The sequence below is a fragment of the Porphyrobacter sp. THAI-01a genome (assembly GCF_056868655.1).
This window is the reverse complement of record NZ_CP180579.1, coordinates 303494-328331: the sequence shown is the minus strand read 5'-3', so window position 1 is coordinate 328331 and position 24838 is coordinate 303494. Positions and strand designations below refer to the sequence as shown.

25 protein-coding genes are annotated in these 24838 nt (G+C 68.3%); 19 read left to right on the top strand and 6 right to left on the bottom strand.

Annotated features, from left to right (window positions below; translation table 11 throughout):
• The 7 genes from ACMX37_RS01610 (at window position 1) to csgH (ending at window position 7692) form a co-directional block, all read left to right on the top strand.
• Entirely contained in the window at window positions 1-195 is a 195-nt protein-coding gene (locus tag ACMX37_RS01610) for a hypothetical protein (protein WP_483147226.1), read from the top strand.
• Complete coding sequence (locus ACMX37_RS01605; RefSeq protein WP_483147225.1) at window positions 192-2264, top strand: beta strand repeat-containing protein; 2073 nt, start codon at window positions 192-194, stop codon at window positions 2262-2264. The genes ACMX37_RS01610 and ACMX37_RS01605 overlap by 4 nt, the downstream gene beginning before the upstream one ends.
• Before the next feature lie 110 nt (window positions 2265-2374).
• Entirely contained in the window at window positions 2375-4003 is a 1629-nt protein-coding gene (locus ACMX37_RS01600; RefSeq protein WP_483147224.1) for a beta strand repeat-containing protein, read from the top strand.
• A gap of 117 nt (window positions 4004-4120) precedes the next feature.
• Entirely contained in the window at window positions 4121-5839 is a 1719-nt protein-coding gene (locus ACMX37_RS01595; RefSeq protein ID WP_483147223.1) for a beta strand repeat-containing protein, read from the top strand.
• 73 nt (window positions 5840-5912) lie between these two features.
• On the top strand, window positions 5913-6557 hold the full coding sequence (locus ACMX37_RS01590) for a hypothetical protein (protein WP_483147222.1): 645 nt from the start codon (window positions 5913-5915) through the stop codon (window positions 6555-6557).
• An 8-nt stretch (window positions 6558-6565) separates the two neighbouring features.
• Complete coding sequence (locus tag ACMX37_RS01585; RefSeq protein WP_483147221.1) at window positions 6566-7324, top strand: hypothetical protein; 759 nt, start codon at window positions 6566-6568, stop codon at window positions 7322-7324.
• A gap of 71 nt (window positions 7325-7395) precedes the next feature.
• Window positions 7396-7692: a curli-like amyloid fiber formation chaperone CsgH gene (csgH, locus tag ACMX37_RS01580; protein WP_483147220.1), complete on the top strand. Its 297-nt coding sequence runs from the start codon at window positions 7396-7398 to the stop codon at window positions 7690-7692.
• On the opposite strand, the gene ACMX37_RS01575 is transcribed toward csgH, so the two are convergent.
• On the bottom strand, window positions 7689-9248 hold the full coding sequence (locus ACMX37_RS01575) for a hypothetical protein (protein ID WP_483147219.1): 1560 nt from the start codon (window positions 9246-9248) through the stop codon (window positions 7689-7691). The two genes, csgH and ACMX37_RS01575, sit on opposite strands and share 4 nt — an antisense overlap.
• 194 nt (window positions 9249-9442) lie before the next feature.
• On the opposite strand from ACMX37_RS01575, the gene ACMX37_RS01570 reads away from it, so the two are divergent.
• Window positions 9443-10828, top strand: a complete 1386-nt coding sequence (locus tag ACMX37_RS01570) for an MATE family efflux transporter (protein ID WP_483147218.1) — start codon at window positions 9443-9445, stop codon at window positions 10826-10828.
• On the opposite strand, the gene ACMX37_RS01565 is transcribed toward ACMX37_RS01570, so the two are convergent.
• Window positions 10825-11688 carry a mechanosensitive ion channel family protein gene (locus ACMX37_RS01565; RefSeq protein ID WP_483147217.1) on the bottom strand — a complete coding sequence of 288 codons (864 nt, stop codon included), beginning with the start codon at window positions 11686-11688 and terminating at the stop codon, window positions 10825-10827. The two genes, ACMX37_RS01570 and ACMX37_RS01565, sit on opposite strands and share 4 nt — an antisense overlap.
• A 211-nt stretch (window positions 11689-11899) precedes the next feature.
• On the opposite strand from ACMX37_RS01565, the gene groES reads away from it, so the two are divergent.
• The 5 genes from groES to ACMX37_RS01540 all read left to right on the top strand — a co-directional run bounded on the left by groES (window position 11900) and on the right by ACMX37_RS01540 (window position 16433).
• Window positions 11900-12187: a co-chaperone GroES gene (gene groES, locus ACMX37_RS01560; protein ID WP_088912594.1), complete on the top strand. Its 288-nt coding sequence runs from the start codon at window positions 11900-11902 to the stop codon at window positions 12185-12187.
• Between the two features lie 53 nt (window positions 12188-12240).
• Window positions 12241-13872, top strand: a complete 1632-nt coding sequence (gene groL / locus ACMX37_RS01555; RefSeq protein WP_088912595.1) for a chaperonin GroEL — start codon at window positions 12241-12243, stop codon at window positions 13870-13872.
• Window positions 13873-14017: 145 nt separating this feature from the next.
• Window positions 14018-14425 carry a baeRF12 domain-containing protein gene (locus ACMX37_RS01550; RefSeq protein ID WP_483147216.1) on the top strand — a complete coding sequence of 136 codons (408 nt, stop codon included), beginning with the start codon at window positions 14018-14020 and terminating at the stop codon, window positions 14423-14425.
• 158 nt (window positions 14426-14583) lie between these two features.
• Window positions 14584-15246, top strand: coding sequence for an SRPBCC family protein (locus ACMX37_RS01545; RefSeq protein ID WP_483147215.1), 663 nt, complete (start codon window positions 14584-14586; stop codon window positions 15244-15246).
• Window positions 15246-16433, top strand: a complete 1188-nt coding sequence (locus ACMX37_RS01540) for a zinc-dependent alcohol dehydrogenase (protein WP_483147214.1) — start codon at window positions 15246-15248, stop codon at window positions 16431-16433. The genes ACMX37_RS01545 and ACMX37_RS01540 overlap by 1 nt, the downstream gene beginning before the upstream one ends.
• A gap of 25 nt (window positions 16434-16458) precedes the next feature.
• Here the strand turns inward: ACMX37_RS01540 and ACMX37_RS01535 are convergent, their stop codons facing one another.
• Entirely contained in the window at window positions 16459-16959 is a 501-nt protein-coding gene (locus ACMX37_RS01535) for a hypothetical protein (RefSeq protein ID WP_483147213.1), read from the bottom strand.
• Between the two features lie 34 nt (window positions 16960-16993).
• Window positions 16994-18010 (bottom strand): class II fructose-bisphosphatase, encoded by a 1017-nt coding sequence (gene glpX, locus ACMX37_RS01530; RefSeq protein ID WP_483147212.1) that lies wholly within the window; start codon window positions 18008-18010, stop codon window positions 16994-16996.
• Between the two features lie 78 nt (window positions 18011-18088).
• On the opposite strand from glpX, the gene ACMX37_RS01525 reads away from it, so the two are divergent.
• Entirely contained in the window at window positions 18089-18712 is a 624-nt protein-coding gene (locus ACMX37_RS01525) for a hypothetical protein (protein ID WP_483147211.1), read from the top strand.
• A 14-nt stretch (window positions 18713-18726) separates the two neighbouring features.
• Window positions 18727-19416, top strand: a complete 690-nt coding sequence (locus ACMX37_RS01520) for a hypothetical protein (protein ID WP_483147210.1) — start codon at window positions 18727-18729, stop codon at window positions 19414-19416.
• Window positions 19417-19420: 4 nt separating this feature from the next.
• On the opposite strand, the gene ACMX37_RS01515 is transcribed toward ACMX37_RS01520, so the two are convergent.
• Together ACMX37_RS01515 and ACMX37_RS01510 are read right to left on the bottom strand one after the other, a co-directional pair.
• Window positions 19421-20749, bottom strand: coding sequence for a homoserine dehydrogenase (locus ACMX37_RS01515; RefSeq protein WP_483147209.1), 1329 nt, complete (start codon window positions 20747-20749; stop codon window positions 19421-19423).
• An 84-nt stretch (window positions 20750-20833) separates the two neighbouring features.
• The gene (locus ACMX37_RS01510) at window positions 20834-21646 is read right to left on the bottom strand and encodes a hypothetical protein (RefSeq protein ID WP_483147208.1); all 813 of its coding nucleotides are present in this window, start codon (window positions 21644-21646) and stop codon (window positions 20834-20836) included.
• A 495-nt stretch (window positions 21647-22141) separates the two neighbouring features.
• On the opposite strand from ACMX37_RS01510, the gene ACMX37_RS01505 reads away from it, so the two are divergent.
• The 4 genes from ACMX37_RS01505 (at window position 22142) to ACMX37_RS01490 (ending at window position 24742) form a co-directional block, all read left to right on the top strand.
• On the top strand, window positions 22142-22777 hold the full coding sequence (locus ACMX37_RS01505) for an energy transducer TonB (RefSeq protein WP_483147207.1): 636 nt from the start codon (window positions 22142-22144) through the stop codon (window positions 22775-22777).
• Window positions 22778-22852: 75 nt separating this feature from the next.
• Window positions 22853-23623 carry a MotA/TolQ/ExbB proton channel family protein gene (locus tag ACMX37_RS01500; RefSeq protein WP_483147206.1) on the top strand — a complete coding sequence of 257 codons (771 nt, stop codon included), beginning with the start codon at window positions 22853-22855 and terminating at the stop codon, window positions 23621-23623.
• A gap of 126 nt (window positions 23624-23749) precedes the next feature.
• Window positions 23750-24280, top strand: coding sequence for an ExbD/TolR family protein (locus tag ACMX37_RS01495; protein ID WP_483147205.1), 531 nt, complete (start codon window positions 23750-23752; stop codon window positions 24278-24280).
• 30 nt (window positions 24281-24310) lie between these two features.
• Window positions 24311-24742, top strand: a complete 432-nt coding sequence (locus ACMX37_RS01490; protein WP_483147204.1) for an ExbD/TolR family protein — start codon at window positions 24311-24313, stop codon at window positions 24740-24742.
• Window positions 24743-24838 lie beyond the last annotated feature (96 nt).

The following is a 24838-nucleotide window of genomic DNA, read 5'->3' as shown; positions in this document are numbered from 1 at the left end:
ATGAATGCCGAGCGTATCCAAAGTGATGGCTTGCCGATCTCCGTTCCGGTCCCCGTGGCCGGGCGGCGTGGTGCCGCGATCGCACGCTCTGCCTTCTCCTTTCTCAACGAATTCCAGACACCTGCGGCGCGCGAACGCCGGCGGGGATGGGACCAGTCGCACAAATTCCCGAATGCAGGAGGAAACGAGCAATGAAGAACGTGATCAAATCCGGCGCTTCGCTGATGGCACTTGCGCTGGCCGGCGCCGCGATGGCGCAGGGCGTGCCCAACACCTCGGATGTCGAGCAGACCGGGACCGGTGAAGTCGCCGACGTCACCCAGAGCGGCACCGGCGTCAACATCAGCGACATCGATCAGGACGGCAGCAACAACACAGCCACCGTGACCCAGTCGAGCGTGGCCGGCGCCGCGAACAGCTCGACCATCCTCCAGTCGGCGAGCGCGAGCGGCAACCAGGCCACCGTCGACCAGATCGGCGAGGGCAACAGCAGCAACGTCACGCAGGACGGCGAAGACAGCGAAGTCGACGTGACGCAGGACGGGACCGACAACGTCTCGAACGTCACCCAGAACGCGGTGGAATCGATCGCGATCATCAGCCAGACCGGCAATGCCAACTTCTCGAACGTCGGCCAGACCGGCGATGATGCGAGCATCTCCGTCACCCAGGCCAACAGCGACGGCGGTGTCGACGGCAACGATTCCTTCGTCACCCAGAGCGGCGACGGGTCTTCGACCACCGTCGGCCAGGACGGCCAGGGCAACATCTCCAACGTCACCCAGACTGGCGCCGGATCGCTGACCGACGTCAGCCAGAGCGGCGTCGGGAACCAGTCCACCGTGACGCAGGGCGGCACGTCGGCCGACGCCTTCGTCACCCAGACCGGCTCGATCAACCAGTCGACCATCAGCCAGACCGGGATCAGCTCGGTGACCGACGTGATCCAGGACGGCGAGGATAACCGTTCGACCGTCACCCAGTCGGGCTCGTTCTCGACGACCGAAATCGAGCAGAACGGCGAGGGCAACCGTTCGACCGTGAGCCAGACCGGCTCGCTCGCCGGCACAAGCGTGACGCAGAACGGCGACAGCAACACCTCGACCGTCACCCAGAGCGGTCTCGGTTCGAGCACCGACGTGACCCAGACGAACTTCACCGGCCTCGTCGGCAACACCTCGACCGTGACACAGAGCGGCGCTGGTTCGAGCAACACGGTCGACCAGACCGGGACGGCCAACAGCTCGCTCCTGACCCAGTCGGGGGTCGGTGCGGTTGCCTCAATCACCCAGGACGGCGAGGGCAACATCTCGACCGCCAGCGAAACCGGAGCGACCTCCGATCTCGCCGTTACCCAGCTCGGTACCGGCAACACCTCGACCGTGACCCAGAACGGCGCGGGTTCGGAAGTCGACATCTTCCAGGACGGCACGGACAACGTCTCCCTGGTCACCGGCACGGCCATCGGCGGGACCGTCGATGTCAGCCAGACCGGCACCGGCAACCAGAGCACCGTCGGCCAGTCGGGCGGCCTCCTCGGTGCCGTGAATGCCGATGTCCAGGTCATCCAGGACGGGACCACCAACGTGTCGACCGTGACCCAGCTGGCGGGCGGTGCCGAAGTGCTCGTGAACCAGAACGGCACCAACAACTTCTCCGACGTGGTCGGCATCGCCAACAACTCGGACGTGACGGTCGATCAGGACGGCACCGGCAACCGTTCGGAAATCGATCAGAACGCCGTCACCCTGCCCCTCGCCGCGGCGCTCAACGAGAACCAGAGCGCCAACGTGACGCAGAACGGGGAAGGCAACACCCAGCGCCTGAACCAGTACGGCCGTAACCAGATCGCCAACATCACCCAGATCGGTGACGGCAACATCTCGGGTGCGCCGGGCGGTGCGATCGGCATCACCCAGGTCGGCGAGAACAACACCGCCAACCTGCTCCAGAGCGGCGATCGCAACAATTCGGTGATCAACCAGGGCACTAGCGGCAGCCTGACGATCATCACCGGGGCATCGAGCTCGGGCAACACCGCCAACATGACCCAGTCGGGCAACGACGGCATCTCCAGCCTCACGCAGAACGGGGACAACAACTCCGCCACGCTCAACCAGGATGGCGATTTCAACGAATCCACCATCATCCAGACCGGCAACGGCAACACCGCCGGCGTGACGCAGGGTGGCATCGGGAACGTGTCCGACATCAGCCAGACGGGCAACGGGCACACCGCCACCGTCTTCCAGAACCAGCCCTGACGGCCACGGGGGAGCGGCTCCGGTCGCTTCCCCGCAATGCCGGACAGGGGCGCGAAGCATAGCCTCCCCCCTCCGGCAAGCCACGTAATCGCATGAAAGGATTACACATCATGAACAGGATCATCATCACCGGCGCTTCGCTCATCGCGCTCGCCGCCGGATCGCCCGCCCTCGCGCAGAGCGTGTCGAACCTCAACCAGATCGGCACCGGGAACGGCGCGACCGTCCAGCAATCCGGCAGCAACACGTCGGACATCGACCAGAACGGCAATGGCAACGCCGCCACGACGACCCAGACCGGCACGGGCAACAGCTCGACCATCGACCAGGATTCGCTCGGCGGCGGGGCCTTCGTCACGCAGACGGGCAACAACAACACCTCGACGATCAAGCAGGTCGATGCCTCGACGTTGAACACCATCAACCGGCCGGAGGATCCGGAATCGACTGTCGTGCAGAGCGGCAACAACAACAGCTCGACCGTCGATCAGAACGCGGTCGCGCCGGGCTTCAACCTGGTCGCCAACGCGACGCAGACGGTCGGCGACAACACCTCGACGATCAATCAGGATGCGCTCGGCCCGCTCTGGACGGGAACGCTGCGCGCCAACGTGGTGCAGTCGGGCAGTTCGGACTCGGTCATCAACCAGACCGCGGCGAACCCTAACTCACGCGATCTGCACGCCTCGGTCACGCAGATCGATTCAAGCTCGATCGTCAACCAGATGGCCACGGGGCAGGCATCCTCGCAGCTCAACGCCATCATCAACCAGCAGAGCGGTTCGACCTCGACCGTCAACCAGACCGCGAGCGGCGCCCAGTCGGGTGATCTTCTGGCCCGGGTGACGCAGCGCAACGGGGCGACGGCGACGATCAACCAGACTGCGGCAGGCCAGGCGTCGGTCAACCAGGATGCGATCGTCAACCAGAACGGCGCGAGCACCACGAACATCACCCAGACGTTCAACAATGCCGGGAGCAACGCCTTCTCGGCCACCGTGCGGCAGACCGGAGGCGGCAACCTCGTCAACGTGACGCAGCGCGACGAAGGCTTCGGGATCATCGGCAATGCCGACAGCAACCTGACCGCCGACGTCACCCAGATCGGCACCGGCAACACCACCGATCTGGTGCAGGAGAACAAGAGCGCCTTCGCCGACATCGACCAGACCGGCAACGGCAACATCGTCGATGCCTTCCAGGGCACGGCGGGCCAGAACCTCGTGGTGCTCCAGACCGGTGACGGCAACACCTCGAACTCGAACCAGACCGGGCTCAACAACTCGGCCGACGTGTTCCAGGCCGGCAATGGTGCGACCTCGACCATCAACCAGACGGGCCGCAACGATCTCGCCTTCGTCGACCAGCTGGTCGGTTCGGACGGGTCGAGCTCGCTGATCACCCAGACCGGGGCCGGCGGTCCGCGTTCGGAGAACCGGGCGGAAGTCATCCAGGCGGGGCTCTCGAACACCTCCGAGATCACCCAGGGCGGCTTCGACAGCACCGCGAAGGTGAACCAGTCGGGCCCGGGCAACGAGTCCAACATCGCCCAGACCGGCACCATCGACGGCCTCGGCAACCTTGCCGACGTCACCCAGTCGGGCGCGGACAACGAATCGAACATCACCCAGAACGGTTCGCTGAACTCCGCCACGGTCACCCAGTCGAGCAACAACAACCTGTCGAACATCATCCAGACCGGCAACGGCGGGTCGGTGACGGTGACACAGGGCTTCTGATCCGCTGCCTGCGGGCGCGCCCGACGGCGCGCCCGCAGACGGCTCCACCGGGGCGCAAGACCCCGGCTCGTACCGAACCGAATGTCGCAAGCCACTTGAAACAAAAAGGAACTTGAGATGAAGAACACCATTCTCGCCGGCGCCTCGATGCTGGCCCTCGCTCTGGCGGCTCCTGTCGCCGCCCAGGACAACCAGTCGACGATCACCCAGACCGGCACCACCCAGACCGCGACCGTCACCCAGTCGGGCACGAATGCGGAAGCGACCGTGATCCAGAGCAACGCGCGCAACACCGCCACGGTCACCCAGCAGGCCAATTCGGGCGGCGATGTCGACATTACCCAGTCGGGCACCGACAACAGGGCCACGGTCGGCCAGACCTCGCTGAACTCGGATGCGGACGTCGTGCAGTCGGGCAACCGCAACGAGATCACTCTCACCCAGGGCCGTCCGGCCTCGAACCCCAACCAGACCAACAGCCAGGAAGCCCTGCTGGTGCAGAGCGGCAGCGATAACGAAATCACCGCCAGCCAGACGGGCAGCAGCGGCGATCTCAACGTCCTGCAAAGCGGCAACTTCAACGAAGCGACCGTCACCCAGGGCGGCTTCGACAATGGCTCGGGCGACAGCGACGTGCCGGCGCTGGTCGGCATTCTGCAGTCGGGCAACAACAACGATGCCTTCGTGAACCAGACTGGCCAGCTCTCGGACGCCTTCATCAACCAGGGCGGCGATCTGAACATCGCGACCATCAACCAGTCGATCAACAATGCCCCCAACCCTCCGGGCGGCAACGATCCGCGCGTCGCGACCGCGACCATCAACCAGAGCGGCGACCGCAACGACAGCACGATCAACCAGAACGGTCCGGGCACCAATACCATCTCGGCCCGGCTGATGACCGCCACCAGCACCCAGAACGGCGACGACAACGACAGCACGATCACCCAGACCAACACGGCGATCGGCACCGCACCGCAGGTGGGCGCCGCGTCGAACACCGCGACTGTCACCCAGAACGGCGACAACAACGATTCGACCGTCAGCCAGAACGGCGTCCAGCTCGGCGCCAGCGTCCTGCAGGACGCCAGCGACAGCGAGTCGACGGTGATCCAGAGCGGCACCGGCAGCGATGCCTTCGTGACGCAGAGCGGCAGCGACCAGATCGCGGAAACCACCCAGTCGGGCACCGACAACTACTCGACCATCGACCAGAGCGGCTCGGGCAATGATGCCTTCGTCACCCAGTCGGGCAGCAACGGCGTCTCGACGCTCTTCCAGATCGGAACGGATGCCGAAGCGACCGTCACCCAGACCGGCAACGGCAATTCGAATGTCGTGCAGGGCGGCGCCAACAACGTCGCCTTCGTCGAGCAGATCGGCAACGGCGGCGACAGCGACGTGTTCCAGGGCGACATCGGCGGCGGCAGCAACAACTTCGCCGATGTGAGCCAGACCGGAGCCAACAACTCCTTCGTGGGTCAGGGCACCGGCAGCCGCAACAGCGCCACGGTGATCCAGACCAACACCGGCGGCACCGCAAACACCAGCAGCGTCAGCCAGGGCGATTTCGCGCCGGGTAACGATAACCTTGCGGCCAACATCACCCAGACCGGCACGGGCAACTCGAGCACCGTCAACCAGTCCGATCCGCTCGGCCTCGGCGGGTTCAACGACGTCTCGGTCACGCAGAACGGTGCCGACAACAACAGCACCGTCACGCAGGTCGGCACCCTGAACACCGCCGACGTGATGCAGACGAGCAACAACAACCTGTCGAACCTTAACCAGACCGGCACGAGCAACTCCGCCACTGTCACGCAGGGCGGCCTCTGAGCCTCACCAACCGTCCCGGGCGGGAGCGATGCTCTCGCCCGGGACATCTTTTTGCGATAATGAAGGACGGATGATGGCGATCGCATCCCTCGACCTGATCCGCGGCAGCATCCTCGCCGCCGCCCTGATTGCGGTGCCCGCCCTCGCCCAGAGCGCGACCGAGCGCGGCGTCTTCGTGACCCAGATCGGCGACGGCAGCCGCGCGAATGTCATCCAGCGCAATTCCGACAGCTTCGCCCGCATCGTGCAGGACGGCGACGAGAACGAGGTCGACCTTGCCCAGAACGGCAGCGCCCCGCACCGCGCCACGATTGCGCAGGACGGCGACGGCAATGTCGCCGGCGTGGAGCAGGACGGCGACGGCTCGACCGATCTCACCCTGGTGCAGGAAGGCGATGGCAATTCGGCGCTGGTGCTCCAGCGCGAGATTTCCGCCGCACAGCAGTCCAGCGCCGCAATCCTGCAGCGCGGCAGCGGCAACCGCGTGATCCTCGCCCAGAACGGCAGCGACAACGAGGCCCGCCTCGAACAGCTGGGCGACGGCAACACCATGACCGCGACCCAGCTCGACAACGGCAACCGCCTGCAATGGAGCCAGAACGGCGACAACCTCGCCGATCTCGGGATCGTGCAGACCGGCGGCGCGAGCCTCCAGGTCACCCAGAGCAACATCGGCGGCGTGCAGTTCGCTCCGCCGCCCGGTGGCGGGGGCGGATAGGCTTGGCGATGATCCGCCTGCCCCGCGCCGCAAGCGGCGCAGCCGCGATCGCCGCGCTCGGCCTTGCGGCAGCGGTCGCGGGCGCGCAGGAGCCCCCCGCCGAGACTCCCCCCAGCCGCACCGACGCGTTCCAGATCGAGCAGATCCCCGAGGACGCGCGCGCCAAGGCCTTCATCGGCGCCGAACGCCGCGCCCCGCCGGTGCCGCGCCCGACCATCACCGAGGCGCCCGGCGCGCAGATCTCGCGCGGGGCCGGCAATGCCCCCGCCAGCCAGATCACCAGCCGCACCCAGGGCACGCCAGGCATGGCGCAGCTTTCCAGGGCCGATCTCGACGCCACCCTCGCCCAGCTCAGCCCGGCCGAACGCCGCGTGCTGCTGCAGGCGATCGAGGGCACCGACATCTGCAATGACCCGCCCGCTGTCGCCGCGATCGTGGCGCTGTGCCAGAACCGCATCGAGACGCGCTCGCGGGACTTCGCGGCACTCGCCGACAGCGGCCCGAGCGCCGAGGAGCGGCTGCTGCGCGGCGACTTCGAGAACGCCGCCCTGCCGACCGTCGACCAGGTGATCGAGCGGCTCGCCCGCTCCGGCGCCTCGAGCGGTGATTTCAGCAATCAGGCGATCGCCTCCATCGCCCTTGCCACGCCCGAGACCTCGCCCGCGCGCCCGCGCGAAAAGGAACAGCCCGAAACGCAGAGTTTCGGCGAGGAGACGCAGGCGCTGATCAACGCGCTCATCAACCAGCTCGGCGGCCGCGCGCCGTGAGGCCCGCCCTGCCCGCCGCCGCGCCCGCCCTTGCGCTGGCGCTCCTCCTCGCTCCAGCAACGGTGCCCGCGATGACCGAAGAACCCCGTGCCCTCACGCTCGACGTCCGCCCGCACGAGGGGGGCGTCGAGGTGCAGCTGATCGGCCTCTCGCCGCGCCGGCAGCAGGTCAGCTACACGCTCGAGGTGACGGGCCGGTCGACCTCGCGCCACCGCGGCACGACCACGCTCGCCGCGGACACGCGGGCGGTGCTCTCGACCTTGCGATCGAGCGGCGGGGACGACTGGTGCGTGACGCTGAAGGCGGAGGAGGAGGGCCGCGCGCCCTACGAGATCACCCGGGGCAGCTGCGCCGCGGGCAAGGGCTAGCGCCGGACCTGATCCATCCCGGTTGCCCCGATCCCGCGCTCGGGCGCGGTGATCTGGTCCATGTGCACCTTGCGCCCGGCCTTGGGCCGCGTGTCGGTGTGGCCCACGTTGAATTCGTCATAGACCGGATCGTAGCTGATCGGGATGCCCTGCGCCTGGAGCTCGGCGAGCGAGAGCCAGGTGTTGCCGGCCTGCGAGCCGCGGATGCGGGCGAGCTGGGCCGGATCGATACGGTCGGCAAGCACCTCGGCGATCGAGCCGAGCCTCACCGTGAGCCCCGCCTCGGTCTGCCGGAAATCGACCGCGCCGGCGGTCTTGCCGTCGACGCGGGTGACGAGCTGCGACTTGATGTCGAGCCGGTAGGCGGGCTTTGCGGCCCCGAGGCCCGGCGCGGCGGCGAGCGGCGCGGGCGCGCGGGGCACGGCGGCGACGGCAGGATTGGGCGCGGGCGCGGGCGCTGAGGTCGGCGCGGAAGCAGGCGGGGCGGCACGGGCCGGTGCTGCGGCGGGCGGCTTTGCTGCGGCGGCAGGCTTCGCGGCCGGTGCGGGCGCGGCGCGGGCGGGTGTCGGGACCGGCACCGAGGCGGCGAGCGGCGGGCGGGCGCCGGGCGCGACCGGTCGGGCCGCGGGCGAGACTGCGGGCGAGACCGCCTTGGCCGCGCTGGTCGGTGCCGGTGCGGACGGCGCCGGCTTCGCCTGCGCAACCTGCTCGATGCCGCCGCGACCGACCGGTGTGCGCGCCACGGGCGAAGCCGCGGCAAGTCTCGCAGGCGCAGCGGCGACAGGGGTCGCGGACGGAGCCGGAGCATCGGCCGGCGCGATCGGCGCGGCAGCAGCAGCAGCCGCGACCGGCGCGGCCAGCGCTGCGCGCTCCTCGGGCTGGAAGGCGGCGAAGGCCGGGTTCTCCTGCCCCGCCAGCGGAGCGGAGACCGGCGCGGGCGCCGCGGGCGGATCGACGCGGACGGCGGGCGGGGTCTCGGGCGGCAGCGGAAGCGCGGCTGCCGCGACGGCGGCGACGGGCGCTGCCGGTTGCGGCGGAGCGATGATCGCAGCCGATGCCGGGGCAGCTGCCGGAGCGGCCACCCGCAGGACCACGGCGGGCGATGGCGCGGGCGGCACGAAGGGCTCCGCCTCGATTTCGGGAACACTCGGCGCAAGGTCGAGGACAGGGGCCGCGTCCGCGCTCCGGCCGAGCGGAGCGGCGGCGGTGATGGCGGGGGAGATGAAAGCGGCCGAGGCGCGGCTCTCGCCCAAATCCAGCAGCCCGCCATAGCGCACCCCGGCGAGCGGCCCTTCGGCAAGCGGCTGGACCAGTCCTGCCGGCTTCACGCTGCGCCTGGCCGGCGACGCGGGGGGCGCGTCGCGGCCCTCCCCGCCTCCGAGATCGCCCGCGCCGACCGAAAGTTCGGGCAGGGTGAGCGCCGCGACCACCGCGACGCCGCCGGGAATCCAGCGGGTGACGAGCTTCCGGCCGATCCGGCCGCGGCGCACCGGCCCATCCGCAGTCGCGGACAGCGCTTCGCCCTCGGCACCGGAATCGCGTCGGATATCGGTCAAGAAAGCCCCCCAAGTGCATCCGTTATGGTTGGATCGCCCGATTCGGCAAAGCGCAATCGGCCAAGCCGCTGATTTCGCAGGACCCCTGATGCCGCAAAGGGACACCGCCACCTGCTTGCGGCTTTTGCGCTTTCCCCGAATCACCCCTGCGCCTATCCGGGCCGGCTTGCCCGACGGCAGGCACCGACACGACCATGCAACAAGCCATCACCCTCGAGACGCCCGGCTGGGGGCAGGAACTGCGCGCGACCCTCGGGATCGCGGGGCCGCTGGCGGCTGCCAACCTGCTGCAGATGCTGACCTATGCCGTCGACGTGATCTTCATCGCCCGGCTCGGCGAGCAGGAGCTTGCGGCATCGGCGCTGGCGGTGTCGCTGTTCGGGCTGGTGCTGTGGGCGCTGACGGGCCTCACCGGAGCCGTCGCGCCGCTGATCGCCGAGGCGCTCGGTGCGCGCGCCCCGGCGCTGAGGCCGGTGCGGCGCTCGGTGCGCATGGCGCTGTGGCTGGCGGTGATCGCGGGGATCGGCGGCACGGGGCTGTGCCTGTTGCTCGATCCGATCATGCGCGTCTCCGGCCAGCAGCCGGGGATCATCGCGCTGGCCAACCAGTACAACACCGTGATCGTGTTCTCGATGGTGCCGATGCTGCTGTCGGCGGTGCTGCGCAACTTCGTCTCGGCGCTCGGCCGCCCGATCTTCGCCACGGCGATCACCGGGCTCGGCATCTTCGTCAATGCCATCGCCAACTACGCCTTCATCTTCGGCGAACTGGGCGCGCCGGCGCTGGGCCTTGCGGGGGCGGCGGTGGCGACGATCATCACCGCGTTCTTCACGCTCGGCGCCTATGTGCTGGCGATCCGGCTCGACCCGCGCCTGCACCGCTACCGCGTCTTCGGGCGGCTGTGGACGCCGGACTGGGCGCGGCTGAAGCAGATCGCCCGCATCGGCACGCCGATCGCGCTCACCATCACCGCCGAGGCGGGGATCTTCGGGGCGGCGGCGTTCCTGATGGGGCGGTTCGGTGCGGCGGAGCTGGCCGGGCACACGGTCGCGCTCCAGCTCGCCAGCCTGGCCTTCCAGGTGCCCTTCGGGGTCGGGCAGGCGGCCGCGATCAGGGTCGGCTACCACTTCGGCGCGCGCGATCCGCTTGGCGCGGGCCGGGCGGGATGGGTGGCGCTCGCGATCGGCGCGGGGTTCATGAGCCTCACCGCCGGCGCGATGATTCTCGCCCCCGAATGGCTGCTGCGGATCTATGTCGATCCCGACGCCGCCGCCAATGCTGCGCTGGTGGGGTTCGCGCTGCAATACCTCGTGCTCGCCGCGATCTTCCAGCTCGCCGACGGGGTGCAGGCCGTCGCCGCGGGGGCGCTCAGGGGATTGCAGGACACCCGCGTGCCGATGTGGATCGCGATCTTTTCCTACTGGGTACCCGGGATCGGCCTGTCGCTGGGGCTTGGCTTCTTCACCCCGCTCGAGGGGACGGGGGTGTGGATCGGGCTCGCCACGGGCCTCTTTTTCGCCGCCGCGGGCCTGATCTGGCGCTGGCACCGGCGCGATAGGCTGGGGCTGACACGCGGCTAGGTCTTGGCAGGGAGCGTCCGCACCTCGCGCTGCGGGAAGGGGATGGTGATGCCCTTCTCCTCGAACCGCTGCTTGGCCGCCTCGGTCAGGGCCCAGGACAGGGCGAGATAGTCGGAGGTGTTGCACCACACCCTGAGGCCCATCGTCACCGCGCTCTCGGCGAGCGCCGAGACGAACACCACCGGCGCCGGCTCCGCCAGCACCCGCGCATCGGCCTCTGCCAGCGCCAGCAGTTCCGCGCGCGCGGTCTCGATGCTGTCGTCATAGCCGATGCCGATCAGCAGTTCGAACCGCCGCGTCGGCATCCGCGAGAAGTTGATGATGGGCTTGTTCCACAGCTCGTTGTTGGGAACCATCACGTAGAGCCCGTCGTGCTGGAGCACCTCGGTGGTGAACAGGCCGATGCCCTGCACCACCCCGGTGACCGTGCCCGCGGTGATCGCCTCGCCCACGCGGAAGGGCCGCTGGATGAGGATCATCACGCCCGCCGCCACGTTCGACAACGTGCCCTGGAGCGCAAGGCCCACCGCCAGCGCAAGCCCGCCGAGGGCGGCGATGATGCTGGTGGTCTGCACCCCGAACTGCGTCAGCACGGTGATCGCCACCACCACCCACAGCGCATACTTGATGATGTTACTGAGGAACCGCGCCACGGTCGGCTCGATCCGCTCCGATCCGGTCAGCGCCCGGTCGGCCCATTTCGACAGCACGCGGGCGAGGATCACGCCGATGACGAGCACCGCCATGGCGCCGGTCAGATGGGCAAGGTTGGTCTTGAGCCACAGCCACGCCTCGGCGGCGACGTTGATCTCCTCGTTCAGCGTGGCGGACAGTCGGGGCGGAAGCTTGGGGGCGGTCATCGTGCGGCGGGTTTCCCTGGGAATGTGCCGGGCTGGATAACCGAGCCCGCCCGCGCTGGCCACCCCGCCCCTGAAAACGCACGCCTCGCGAAAATTTTTGCGGGTGCGGGGGTTGATTCATTCTCCCCCCGCGACCAAATGCCCGCCCGTTGGCACTCTCGAGGGGAGAGTGCCAAGCAACCCCTAGTCCAATTCAGGAAAGGTCATACACATGGCATTTCGTCCGCTGCACGACCGCGTCGTGGTTCGTCGCATCGAAGCCGACCAGAAGACCGCTGGCGGCATCATCATCCCCGACAGCGCCCAAGAAAAGCCGAGCGAAGGCGAAGTGATCGCCGTGGGCGACGGCGCCCGCGACGATGACGGCGACCGCATTCCGCTCGACGTCAAGGTCGGTGACCGCGTGCTGTTCGGCAAGTGGTCGGGCACCGAAGTCAAGATCAACGGCGAAGACCTGCTGATCATGAAGGAAAGCGACATCATGGGGATCGTGGGCTGATCGCCTGACCCCTTCTTCCCTTTCAAGAACAACCCAATCTCAGGAGAAACGAAATGGCTGCCAAGGACGTGAAGTTCGGCCGCGAAGCCCGTGAAGGCATTCTGCGCGGCGTCGATATCCTCGCCAACGCCGTCAAGGTGACCCTCGGCCCCAAGGGCCGCAACGTCGTCATCGACAAGAGCTTCGGCGCGCCGCGCATCACCAAGGACGGTGTGAGCGTCGCCAAGGAAATCGAGCTCAAGGACAAGTACGAGAACATGGGCGCGCAGATGCTGCGCGAAGTGGCCTCGAAGGCGAACGATGCTGCCGGTGACGGCACCACCACCGCCACCGTGCTCGCCCAGGCGATCGTGACCGAAGGCATGAAGTCGGTCGCCGCCGGCATGAACCCGATGGATCTGAAGCGCGGCATCGATCAGGCCGTGATCGCGGTCGTCGAGAACCTCAAGTCGCGTTCGAAGGACGTGTCGGACAGCTCGGAAATCGCGCAGGTCGGCATCATCTCGGCCAACGGCGACCGTGAAGTCGGCGAGAAGATCGCCGAAGCCATGGAAAAGGTCGGCAAGGAAGGCGTGATCACCGTCGAGGAAGCCAAGGGCCTCGAGTTCGAACTCGATGTCGTCGAAGGCATGCAGTTCGACCGCGGCTACCTTTCGCCCTACTTCATCACCAACCCCGACAAGATGACCGTGGAACTGGATAACCCCTACATCCTGATCCACGAGAAGAAGCTGTCGAACCTGCAGTCGATGCTGCCGATCCTCGAAGCCGTGGTGCAGTCGGGCCGTCCGCTCCTCATCATCGCCGAGGACATCGAAGGCGAAGCTCTGGCGACCCTCGTGGTCAACAAGCTGCGCGGCGGCCTGAAGGTCGCGGCCGTGAAGGCCCCGGGCTTCGGCGATCGTCGCAAGGCCATGCTGCAGGACATCGCGATCCTCACCAAGGGCGAGATGATCAGCGAAGACCTCGGCATCAAGCTCGAGAACGTCACCGTCGGCATGCTCGGCCAGGCCAAGAAGGTCTCGATCGACAAGGACAATACCACCATCGTCGACGGCGCCGGTTCGGCTGACGACATCAAGGCGCGGGTCGCCGAGATCCGCACCCAGATCGACAACACCACCAGCGACTACGACCGCGAGAAGCTCCAGGAGCGTCTGGCCAAGCTCGCCGGCGGCGTGGCCGTGATCAAGGTCGGCGGTGCGACCGAAGTCGAGGTGAAGGAGCGCAAGGACCGCGTCGACGACGCGCTCCACGCGACCCGCGCCGCGGTTGAAGAAGGCATCGTCCCGGGCGGCGGCACGGCTCTGCTCTACGCCACCAAGGCTCTCGAAGGCCTCAAGGGCGCGAACGAGGACCAGACCCGCGGCATCGACATCATCCGCAAGGCGATCACCGCCCCGATCAAGCAGATCGCCCAGAACGCCGGCCACGACGGCGCGGTCGTTGCGGGCAACCTGCTGCGCGAGAATGACGAAACGCAGGGCTTCAACGCCGCCACCGACACCTATGAAAACCTGGTGAAGGCCGGCGTGATCGACCCGACCAAGGTCGTCCGCACCGCGCTGCAGGACGCGGCCTCGGTCGCCGGCCTGCTGATCACCACCGAAGCGGCCATCGTCGAGCGTCCGGAAGACAAGCCGGCCGCCCCCGCGATGCCCGACATGGGCGGCATGGGCTTCTAAGCATGCCCTGAGCCCTGTCGAAGGGCTCGGCTGACCTTACGGTCCGACAACAGGAAGCCCCGGAGGTTCACGCCTCCGGGGCTTTTCTGTTAGGCTATCCGCATTCGGGGGCGATCACGCAAAACGACATCGAAGGACGCCCACCATGAAACTGCCTCACAACGCCCTCGTCGCTCTGGTTGACGGCGAGCACTTCACGCTGTTTCGCAACACGGGCCAGATGTTCGAGCCGAAGTTGTCGGAGGAAGGCAAGCCCGAACTCGACCCCACCAATTTCAGTGCCGGTGTGCGGCATCAGGATTCCGGCCGGAAGCCAGACAGCACCGATCTCGGCGAGCTTGCCCATGGCGCGGCGGCGGCCGAATGGCTCAATGCCCGGGCGATCGCCGGCGATATCGAAGCCCTCCTCGTCATCGCCGACCCGAAGACGCTGGGCGAGATGCGCCAGCACTATCACACCGAACTGACCGAACGTCTCGTGGGCGAGATCGCCAAGACCCTGACGGGCCAGACCACGGACCGGATCGAAGCGGCGATCATCGCCGCGCCATGAGCAGCCGCGCGTCCGGCGGGACAGGCTGCGCCTCCCGCCGGTCAGCGCGCGCTTCGCGGATAATGCAGGTTACGGGCAGCGCCCCCTGCGCGTGCCATCCTCCGGCTTCGTACATGGAGCGCGCCAGCCTGCGTCCATGCCCAGCCCCCGGAGGAACCATGCGCCACGAAACCCCCGCCAGATGGCCCTATTTCGCCCTTGCCGGGATCGGCCTTGCCGCCATACCCCTTGCCGTGGGCGCGACGGCGGCGCGCAAGCGGCGCGCGATGCAGGACGAGCACGACAGCGCCCCCGGTCACACCGCCCGCCGAAGCAGCTTCGGCGATTACCAGGTGGTCGGTCGCACCGTCACTATCGCCCGCCCGCGGGCCGAGCTGTTCGCCTTCTGGCGCGACTTCCAGAACCTGCCGCGCTTCATGGCGAACCTCGACCGTGTCGAACCCGGCGCCGAGCCGGGCCACAACACCTGGCACATCCGCGCGCCGGCGGGGAAGATCTATGCCGTGGACACGCGGATCGCCCGGGAGGTCGATGGCGAGCTGATCGCCTGGCGCTCCACAGAGGAGAGCGAGATCGACACCGAGGGCCGCGTCACCTTCGAGGACGCACCCGGCAACCGCGGCACCCGCGTCGGCCTCATCATCGCCTACAAGCCCAAGGGCGGCGCCATCGGCGACCTGATCGCCACCCTCGCGCGCCGCAGCCCCGAATTGCAGGCGCGGCATGACCTCAAGCGGCTCAAGATGCTGATGGAAGCCGGCGAGATCGCCACCTCGGCGCGCACCTGCGCCGACCTACCGACAGAAAAGGAGGCCCGCTGATGCGCGCTCTGACATGGCAAGGAACCCAGAAGGTCAGCGTCGAGACCGTCCCCGATCCCGAGATCGTCAACCCGCGCGACGCGATCATCCGCGTCACCTCGACCGCGATCTGCGGCAGCGACCTGCACCTCTATGACGGAGTGATCCCGGCGATGCGCCCGGGCGACATCCTCGGCCACGAATTCATGGGCGAGGTGGTGGAGACCGGCACCGACAGCACCCTGCAGAAGGGCCAGCGCGTGGTGGTGCCCTTCACCATCAGCTGCGGCGGATGCTTCCACTGCCGCATCACCCAGTTCAGCGCCTGCGAGAACTCCAACCCGGTCGAGAAGCAGGACATGTCCGAGAAGCTCTACGGCCACCCGATGGCCGGCATCTTCGGCTATTCGCACATGACCGGCGGCTATTCGGGTGGGCAGGCGGAGTATGTTCGCGTGCCCTTCTCCGATGTCGGCCCGATCGTGGTGCCGGACCACCTCGACGACGAGAAGGTGCTGTTCCTCTCCGACATCCTCCCGACCGGGTGGATGGCGGCCGAGAACGCCGAGATCCAGCCCGACGATACCGTCGCCGTGTGGGGCTGCGGCCCGGTCGGCCTGTTCGCGATCCAGTCGGCGATCGCGATGGGCGCGGCGCGGGTGATCGCGATCGACCACTACCCCCACCGGCTGGAGCTGGCGAAGCAGCTCGGCGCGGAGACGATCAACTTCCGCCTCACCGACGTGCGCGAGGCGCTGATGGAGATGAGCGGCGGGATCGGGGTCGATGCGGTGATCGATGCGGTGGGCATGGAATCCCACGGCTTCGCGGTCGACAACGTCATCGACATCGCCAAGCAGAAGGTCGGCATCGGCGCCGACCGGGCGAGCGCGCTCAAGCAGGCGATCCTCGCGGTGCGCTTCGGCGGGCGGGTCTCGGTGCCCGGCGTCTATGGCGGGATGACCGACAAGTTCCCGCTGGGCGCGGTGATGGAAAAGGGCCTGCAACTGCGCACCGGCCAGACCCATGTGCAACGCTACATGGCGGACCTGCTGGCGAAGATCGAGGAAGGCGAGATCGACACCACCTTCCTCATCAGCCACCGCCTCCCGCTGGAGGAGGCGGCGGACGGCTACAAGTGCTTCAAGGAAGCACAGGACAGCTGGACCAAGGTGGTGCTGAAGCCGGGTATGGCCGCCGCCACCTAGGCGCGCTGCCCCCGGCCACCGGCAATCACGTCGCGTCGTTGACCCCGACAAAGCCGAAGGTCAGCGTCTCGACGGTCCACGGTGCGCCTTCGGGCGAGCTGGCGAACAGCGCGATCTGGGTCTCGTACCCGTTCGCGCCGAGCGTGCCGTCGCTGACCGGGCCGATACCGACATGGCGCCGGTTCGCGGCGTCGTAGGTGATCGCCACGTCCTTCGCGAGCGGCGTTCCGTTGAAGCTGAACCACATCTGGCACTTGAGCGGGGTCCAGTCCGCCGCGCCCCTCACGATCACGTAGGGCTGGCGGTTGGCAATGTCGGGCCAGCGCAGGCGGATGATCCCGGCATTGCGCAGGGTGATGCGGCCATTGGGAAGCGCGCTCACCGGGCCGGAGTGCCAGCGCTCGGCCCCCTCGACCTCGCACCACCATGCGCCGTAGTAGCCGTTCCCGGCGGTCTGCCGGGCCGACATCACGAGCGGCTGCCCCTGGCCGCCCCCGAAGCGGGGCAGGTCCTTTTCATCCATCATGTTCCCCCCATTTCTGCACCCCCCGGTGCGTCGTTTACCCGATCCGGTGTTCGCCCCGGATCCAGCGCACCGTGCCCGACGAAGCGCGCATCACCACGCTTTCGGTGGTGAGGATCGTCTCGCCGGTCGGCTTGCGGCGGCGCTTGACGCCGTCGAGCAGCGAGCCGTCGGTCACGCCGGTCGCGGCGAAGATGCAGTCGCCCTTGGCGAGGTCCTCCAGCTTGTAGATGCGATTGAGGTCCTCGATCCCCCACTTGCGGGCGCGGGCCTTCTCGTCATCGTTGCGGAACACGAGGCGGCCGTTGAACTGCCCGCCGACGCAGCGCAGCGCCGCTGCGGCAAGAACGCCCTCGGGCGCGCCGCCCTGGCCCATATACATGTCAACCGTGGTTTCCTCGTCGGTGACCGCGATCACGCCCGCCACGTCGCCGTCGCCGATCAGCACCACCCCGCAGCCGATGCTGCGCAGCTCGGCGATCAGCTCGGCATGGCGCGGGCGGTCGAGGACGCAGACGTTGATGTCCGACGGCTTCACACCCTTGGCATTGGCGACCGCCATGACGTTCTCGGTCGGCGACTTGGCGAGGTCGATGATGCCTTCGGGATAGCCCGGGCCGACCGCCAGCTTGTCCATGTAGACGTCGGGCGCGTTGAGCAGGCAGCCTTCTTCCGCCGCCGCCAGCACGGCGAGCGCGTTGGGCCCGGCCTTGGCGGTGATGGTGGTGCCTTCGAGCGGGTCGAGGGCGATGTCGATCTTCGGGCCCTTGCCCATGCCGACCTTCTCGCCGATGAACAGCATCGGCGCCTCGTCGCGCTCGCCCTCGCCGATCACCACGGTGCCGTCGATGTAGAGGTTATCGAAGGCCTTGCGCATCGCCGCGACGGCGGCCGCGTCCGCGGCCTTCTCGTCGCCGCGCCCGACGAGCTGGGCCGCCGCGACCGCCGCCGCTTCGGTGACGCGCACCATCTCGAGCACCAGCACGCGCTGGATGGCATTGTCGCTGGCGGCTTGTGCGGCCACATCAAGCTGGGTATCGGTCGCGGAGTTCATGGGAAATTCAGCCCCCTGTTGGTCTGGTGAGCATGCTGCACGCAGCCACCTATGAAATTGCCCCCGGCGCTTAAGCGGATGGAGACGGGTTTGTCGAGCAATGCCACGCCGGTCCTGCCCTGTTTTCGTCTCGCCCTGTCGGCGCTGACGCTCGGATGGACGACAATTGCCGCCGCGCCTGTGGCGGCGCAGGATGACAGCGGCGCGGCAGCGCCGGCCGCCCAAGCGCCCGCCCAGCCGCCGCCGCGCGTCAACCTGATGGTCACCGTGCCGCGCAACGAGCCGAGCCAGGCGGACCTGCGCGAATGCCGGGATGACGAGGAGGCCGCCGCGATCAACGGCGAGATCGTGGTGTGCCGGGTGGTCGGCAATGACGGCACCGGCCTGACCGGCACCCGGGCCGAGAGCCAGAAACGCTACGCGCAGGAGACCATGCTCAAGGGCGCCCCGCGCGCGCCGGAGGCCTTCGGCATCCCCGACAACGGCAAGGGCATCGGCTTCGGAGGCGTGCCGCCGCCGGCCTATATCGTCGATTTCGAGGTCCTGCCGGCGGCCCCCGCGGGTTCCGACGCCGACCGCATCGCCCGCGGCCTGCCCCCGCTCAACGAGGAGCGCGAGCTGACCGAGGAGGAGGAGAAGGCCCGGCGCGAGGCGGCAGGGATCAAGACCACCGTGCCGCCCCGCCCGAAGAAGAAGGGCTGAGGGCGCGGGCGGACGTGCCCATGCTGGCCTTCATCGCCGCGCTGGCCGCCCAGGTGGCAACCGAACCGCAGGTGCCGGTCGGGCCGCAGGTGCCGCCCGAACAGACCCTTCGCCTGCCGCTCCCGGACCAGCGGGCCCGCGCGCCGCAGCGCCCCTCGTCCCCGGCGACGCCCGAGCCCGAGCGCATCCCCATCGATCTCGGCCCCGACGCGCCGACCAGCGGCGCGCCGCCGCAGCAGATCGACATCCTCGTCCCCCCGCCCGCCTCCGAGGCCGCCAACGAGGCCGTGCTCAAGGAATGCGAGGACCAGCGCGAGGCGGGCGTCGTCGCCGGGGAAATCGTCGTGTGCCGTGAACTCGCCGTGCCGACCGACCAGCTCTACAGCGGCAGCCGCGAGGAGTGGCTCAAGGCCTATGCGGCGCGCACCCCGGGGCCGGCCACGCCCGATGTCGACGGCAGCGGCCTTCCGCGCGGGATGGCGGCGATGATCACCATCAAGGGCTGCTTCATCCCGCCCTGCCCCAAGCCCCCGGCGCTGATGATCGATGTCGAGGGCATCGAGACACCGCCCGCCGGGTCGGACGCCGAACGCGTGGCGCAGGGCCTTGCCCCGGTCGAGGACGACATGGCCCCGCTCGACGAGGAGACCCGCCGCCGGGTCGAGGCGGACCTCGGCTTGCCCGAGGCGCCGCGCGAGGACTGAGCGGCTAGAGCGGCAGGATCGGCAGCACCAGCGGCTCGCCCGACAGGCTCTCCGATCCTTCGAGCAGCGCAAGCGCCTTGGCGACGCAGCGTTCCGGCCCCTCGTGCGTGACCATCGCCACCATCACCTCGCCCCCGCTCTGCGAGCGGCCCTGCTGGATCAGGCTCTCGATCGAGACGTCGCCATCCCTGAGCGCGGCGGTGAGTTCGGCCAGCACGCCGGGGCGGTCCTTGACCATGAAGCGGATATAGGTGCGCTCGGTGCGGTCGCCGGGTTCGGCGGGCGGCAGGGCGGCGAGCTGGGCGACCGGGATCGAGAAGGGCGCGCCCACCTCGTCGCGGGCGATGTCGATGAGGTCGGCGGCGACCGCGCTGGCGGTCGGCCCGTCGCCCGCGCCCGCGCCCTGGAACAGCAGGCGGCCGGAGAAATTGCCCTCGGCGACCACGGCATTGGTCGGGCCGTCGACCGCGCTGAGCGGGTGACCCTTGGCGACGAGGCAGGGGCGCACGCGCTGGAGCAGGCGCGGGCCTTCGGGCGTCTCCTCCACGTCCGCCTCGCCGATCAGGCGGATCACGAAGCCGAGCGCGTCGGCCTGGGCGATGTCGGCGGCGCGCACCCGGGTGATGCCGGAGACGCGCACGCCCGCGAAATCGACCCGCGTCCCGAAGCCGATCGCGGCGAGGATCGCGAGCTTGTGCGCCGCGTCCACGCCCTCGATGTCGAAGGCGGGATCGGCCTCGGCGAAACCGAGGCGCTGCGCTTCCGCCAGCACGGCGGCGAAATCGGCGCCGGTCGCCTCCATCTCGGAGAGGATGTAATTGCAGGTGCCGTTGAGAATGCCGTAGACCTTGGTCAGCGCATTGGCGCTGGTGCCCTCGCGCAGCCCCTTGATGACAGGGATGCCCCCCGCCACCGCCGCCTCGAACTTCAGGGCGACGTTGTTCGCCTCGGCCAGCTGCGCCAGCTCCAGCCCGTGATGCGCGATCATCGCCTTGTTGGCGGTGACGAGGCCCTTGCCCGCCCCCAGTGCCGCGCGCGAGCAGGCGAGCGCCGGGCCGTCCGAACCGCCGACCAGTTCCACCACCACATCCACATCCTCGCGCCGGGCGAGCGCGGTCATGTCGTCTTCCCAGGCGAAGCGGGCGATGTCGACGCCGCGATCCTTGCCGCGGTCGCGCGCGGAGACGGCGACGACCTCGATCGGGCGGCCGGCGCGCGCGGCGATGAGGTGCGCGTTGGTGTCGAGCAGGCGGATCACCCCCGCGCCGACAGTGCCGATCCCGGCGATGCCGATGCGCAGCGGCGCGGTGCGAGGCGGTGCGGTGGTGGTCAAGCGGCCCTCCCTTGGTGACGCGAGGGCGCGCTTAACCGTGCAGCGCGCGCGGTCAAGCGCGGATGCGCGTCGGGAGCCCGCGGATCACCCTTGCGTGATGCGCCGCTCGCACGGTCCCAGCGCCTCGCGCACGAAGGCATAGTCCCCCGCCGCCAGTCGCCGCTCGGCCGGATCGCGGGCGAGGTTGGCGTTGCTCGGCAGCTGTGCGGGCAGCGAACAGGCGAGACGATACCAGCGCAGGGTCTCGGGGCTTGGCGGGCGCGCGGCCGAATCGATGATCTCGCCCCACGACACGCCCCACTGCACCCGCTGGCCCGGACGGCGCAGCACCGTGATCGACACGGGGGAGCGGTTTTCGGTTGCGAGGAAGATCTGCGTCTCCGATTCGCCGGTCAACGTCCCCGGCACCGCCAGCGCATCGCTGATCCCGGTGATCCGCGGCGGCGGACCCTCGGCGGCGTAGAACTCGGTCAGGATCGGCCGCAGCCGCGCCTCGAGCGCGGGCGTGTAGGCGAGGTGGGCGCTCGGGCCGGCCAGCTGGACCTCGCCCGGACGGCCGGCCACGGGCTTGGCAAACAGCAGGAATTCGCGCTTCTTGAGCTTGGGCACCTTGCCCTTCGCATCGAGCGGCACGTCGACGAGATAGGCCAGCGTGCTCCCCACCCCGCTGCGCCCGGCGATGAGAGCGAGGGTGTCGGCCTCGATGTAGAGCCGCGCGAATCCCGGTGCGAGGCCGGGCGCACGCTCGGGCTTGAGGGCGGTCTGACGGCGAATCTGTGCCCGCACGACGAGCGTCGAAGCCTCCGAAAGCGTCGCCAGATCGGCATAGGTGGGCCCCTCGGCAGGCGCGGCGGCAGGCGCGGGCGGGGTCTGCGCATGGCCTGTCACCGGTATCATCAGGCACCCGGCCAGCAGCACTGTGCGAACATTCAGAGTCTTGAAAAACGACATTAATCTACCCTTTACCTTTCCGCACCGCGGCGCGCTCACGCAGACCGCCGCCACGGGCTTTCCGGCTCCATTATTGCACAAGGTGCACCGTGAATCCGCACTGAACCGCAAAAGCGTTTGATCGGCTAGGGGTTGCCCGTTAAAGCCCTCGAGGCTGATTGCGCGGGACTGGGGACATTGCCGCGGGAACAGTTCAGGTTGCGCGCTGGGCTCCCTAAAGCCCAACGCGTGCCAGCCGGGGAGAATTCGGGCGATGCGGCAGAATGCGCATGCCCGCGCTTTCGTTCCGGCGTGGGAGGACCGAAATTACCGGGATCCGCTCTCCGACCGTAATGGCCGGGGGGCGGGGAGTGTGCCGATCGCAGGGTCGGCGAGTATTTGGAGAGAAAGCGCTGGATGTCCTACGCTAGCCAACAACAAGGATTGACCGGGCCCAAGCTCGTGTCGCTGATCATCGCATTGTCGATCGTCGGCCTCGTGGGCACGGGCATGGTCCTGTTCCTTGCCGTCGACGCCGTCAAGGAGATGGTCGAACGCGTGACGACAGTCGACGTCACGGAAGAGCCGCCGCCGCCCGAGGAGGAGCCGCCGCCGCCGGAAGAAATGCCGGAGCCGACGTCGCCGCCGCCGCCGGTCGCGCCGCCGCCGCCGTTCAACATCGCGCCCAATCCGCCGCAGATGGAAACCCGTCAGGATCCGCCGCCGCCCGCGCCGGTGTTCCGCCAGCCGAGCACGGCTCCGAGCGCGCCTCCGGGACCGCCGGAACCGCCCCGAGTGTCGAAGGCGCGTGGGGTGCAGCCCAAGAACCAGCGCAGCTGGGCCGCGCGCATCCAGGAAAACTACCCGCGTCGCGCCGCGCAGGAAGAGATCGAAGGGACCGTCGGCGTTCGCGTGACCGTCACGCCCGATGGTCGCGCCACGGGTTGCTCGGTGACGTCGTCGAGCGGGTCCAACATCCTCGATGATGCGGCCTGCAAGGACCTCGAACGCTACGGTCGTTTCGACCCCGCGCTCGACGATGACGGCAGCCCGATCAGCGCCAGCTGGTCCACCCGCATTACCTACAAGCTGAACTGATCAATCGGGCCGTCGGCCGGGCAAGGCCCCGGCTGACGGAACCCTTCGACAAATTCTTTCAAGAGGACTTTCGCAATGAACCTTTACCTTCTCGCCGCCGCCGCTGGGGAAGCAGCGCCCGAAAACAAGTTCGGCTTCGTCGAAGCCATGCGCGAAGGCGGCCCGGTCGCCTGGTCGATCCTCGCCGTGATGATCATCATGTCGGTCGGCTCGTTCTACATCATGTTCACCAAGCTCTTCGAGCAGAACAAGATCATGAAGCAGTACAACGTGGTGCGGACCCAGTTCTGGCGCGCGTCGAGCCTCAAGGAAGGCGCGACCAAGCTGGAGAAGGACAGCGCGTGGCGCCAGCTCGCCGACGACGCGGTCAAGGCCCAGGAAGACCACGGCAAGATGACCGACGCCCTGGAATCGCATGACTACATGCACGGTTCGCTCCAGCGTTCGGAAGATTCGATCAACGCGGTCCTCAACGGCGGCCTGGCGTTCCTCGCCACCGTCGGCGCGACCGCGCCCTTCGTCGGCCTGCTCGGCACCGTGATCGGGATCTACCGCGCGCTGATCAACATCGGCATCGCCGGCAACGCCTCGATCGACAAGGTCGCCGGCCCCGTCGGTGAAGCGCTGATCATGACCGCGATCGGTCTGCTCGTCGCGGTTCCGGCCGTGCTCGCGTTCAACTGGCTGCAGGGCCGCAACCGCAAGATCGCGGCGATGCTCAGCACCTTCTCGAACGATCTGCTCGCCTACATGAACTCGAACGGCGCGGTGAAGCCGGCGGTCGTGGCGGCTCCGGCGGCCAAGCCCGCTGCGAAGCCGGCTGCTGCTCCGGCCACCAAGGCCTGATCGTCATTGCCGCATGATTGCGGGAGCGGGCCTGTCCCGCTCCCGTCGCTGCCCGGCCAGACCCTTTGCGGGGACACGGCCGGGCCGGCACACCAAGTCAAAGTTTTGACAGGCTAGGAATTCACAATGGCGATTTCTACGGGAGGCGGGGCAGATACCCCATTGTCCGACATCAACACCACGCCGCTGGTGGACGTGATGCTGGTGCTCCTGATCATCTTCCTCATCGCGGTTCCGGTGGCGATCCAGACGATCGAGAAGCTGGAGATCCCCGTCTTCGAATCCGAGGAATCGAAGGACAAGGTGGAGAACCTCCAGCTCACCGTCAGCACCACCGACGATGCGGGGCGCTCGGCCGGCGAGCCCGGCTTTGCGGGCGCATCGCGCAACGGGGAGTGCCGGGTCTACTTCAACAACCTCACCCCGGTGAGCTCGGAGGAGCTGCAGAAGCGCGCCTTCGACCGGCTCGACGCGATCGTGCAGCGCGCAGGCGGTGCCGAGGCACTGATGAAGGATCCCGAGCAGGTGCCCCAGGTCCACATCCGCGGCGACGTCAACGCCCCGTGGAAGTGCGTGGCGGGCGCGATCTACAACATCCAGACGGCGGGCTATCCGATCGTCGGGTTCATCTCGAACCCCGTCGATCCGAACGGCTGATCGTCCAAGCGAACCTAAGGAGTAACTGACATGGGTATGTCTGGAGGCAAGCTCGACGGCGAGCCGATGATGGACATGAACATGACGCCGCTGATCGACGTTCTGCTCGTTCTGCTGATCATGTTCATCATCACTATCCCGGTCGCGACGCACTCGGTCGACATCGACCTTCCGCAGCCGCAGCCGAACGACACGCCGCCGCCGATCGATCCGGTGAAGAACAAGGTTGTGCTCACCCCGGACGACCAGATCCTCTGGAACGGCACGCCGATCAGCGAAGGCCAGCTGGTGGAAACCCTCCGCCAGACCACCGAGATGGCGGTCGAGCCCGAGCTGCAGTTCGAGCCCGAGGCGCTTGCCAGCTATGCGCTGTCGGCCCGCGTGCTGCAGGACATCAAGGCATCGGGCGTGACCAAGTTCGGCTTCGTGGGTAACGACAAGTACCGCGTGTTCGACAAGTGATCGCCATGTCGTAGCGGTGCCGTTGCGCACCCGTCGACAGGTCGTAAGAGGGCGCTGCGAGGTTTCGCGGCGCCCTTTTTCTTTGCCCCGAGCGCG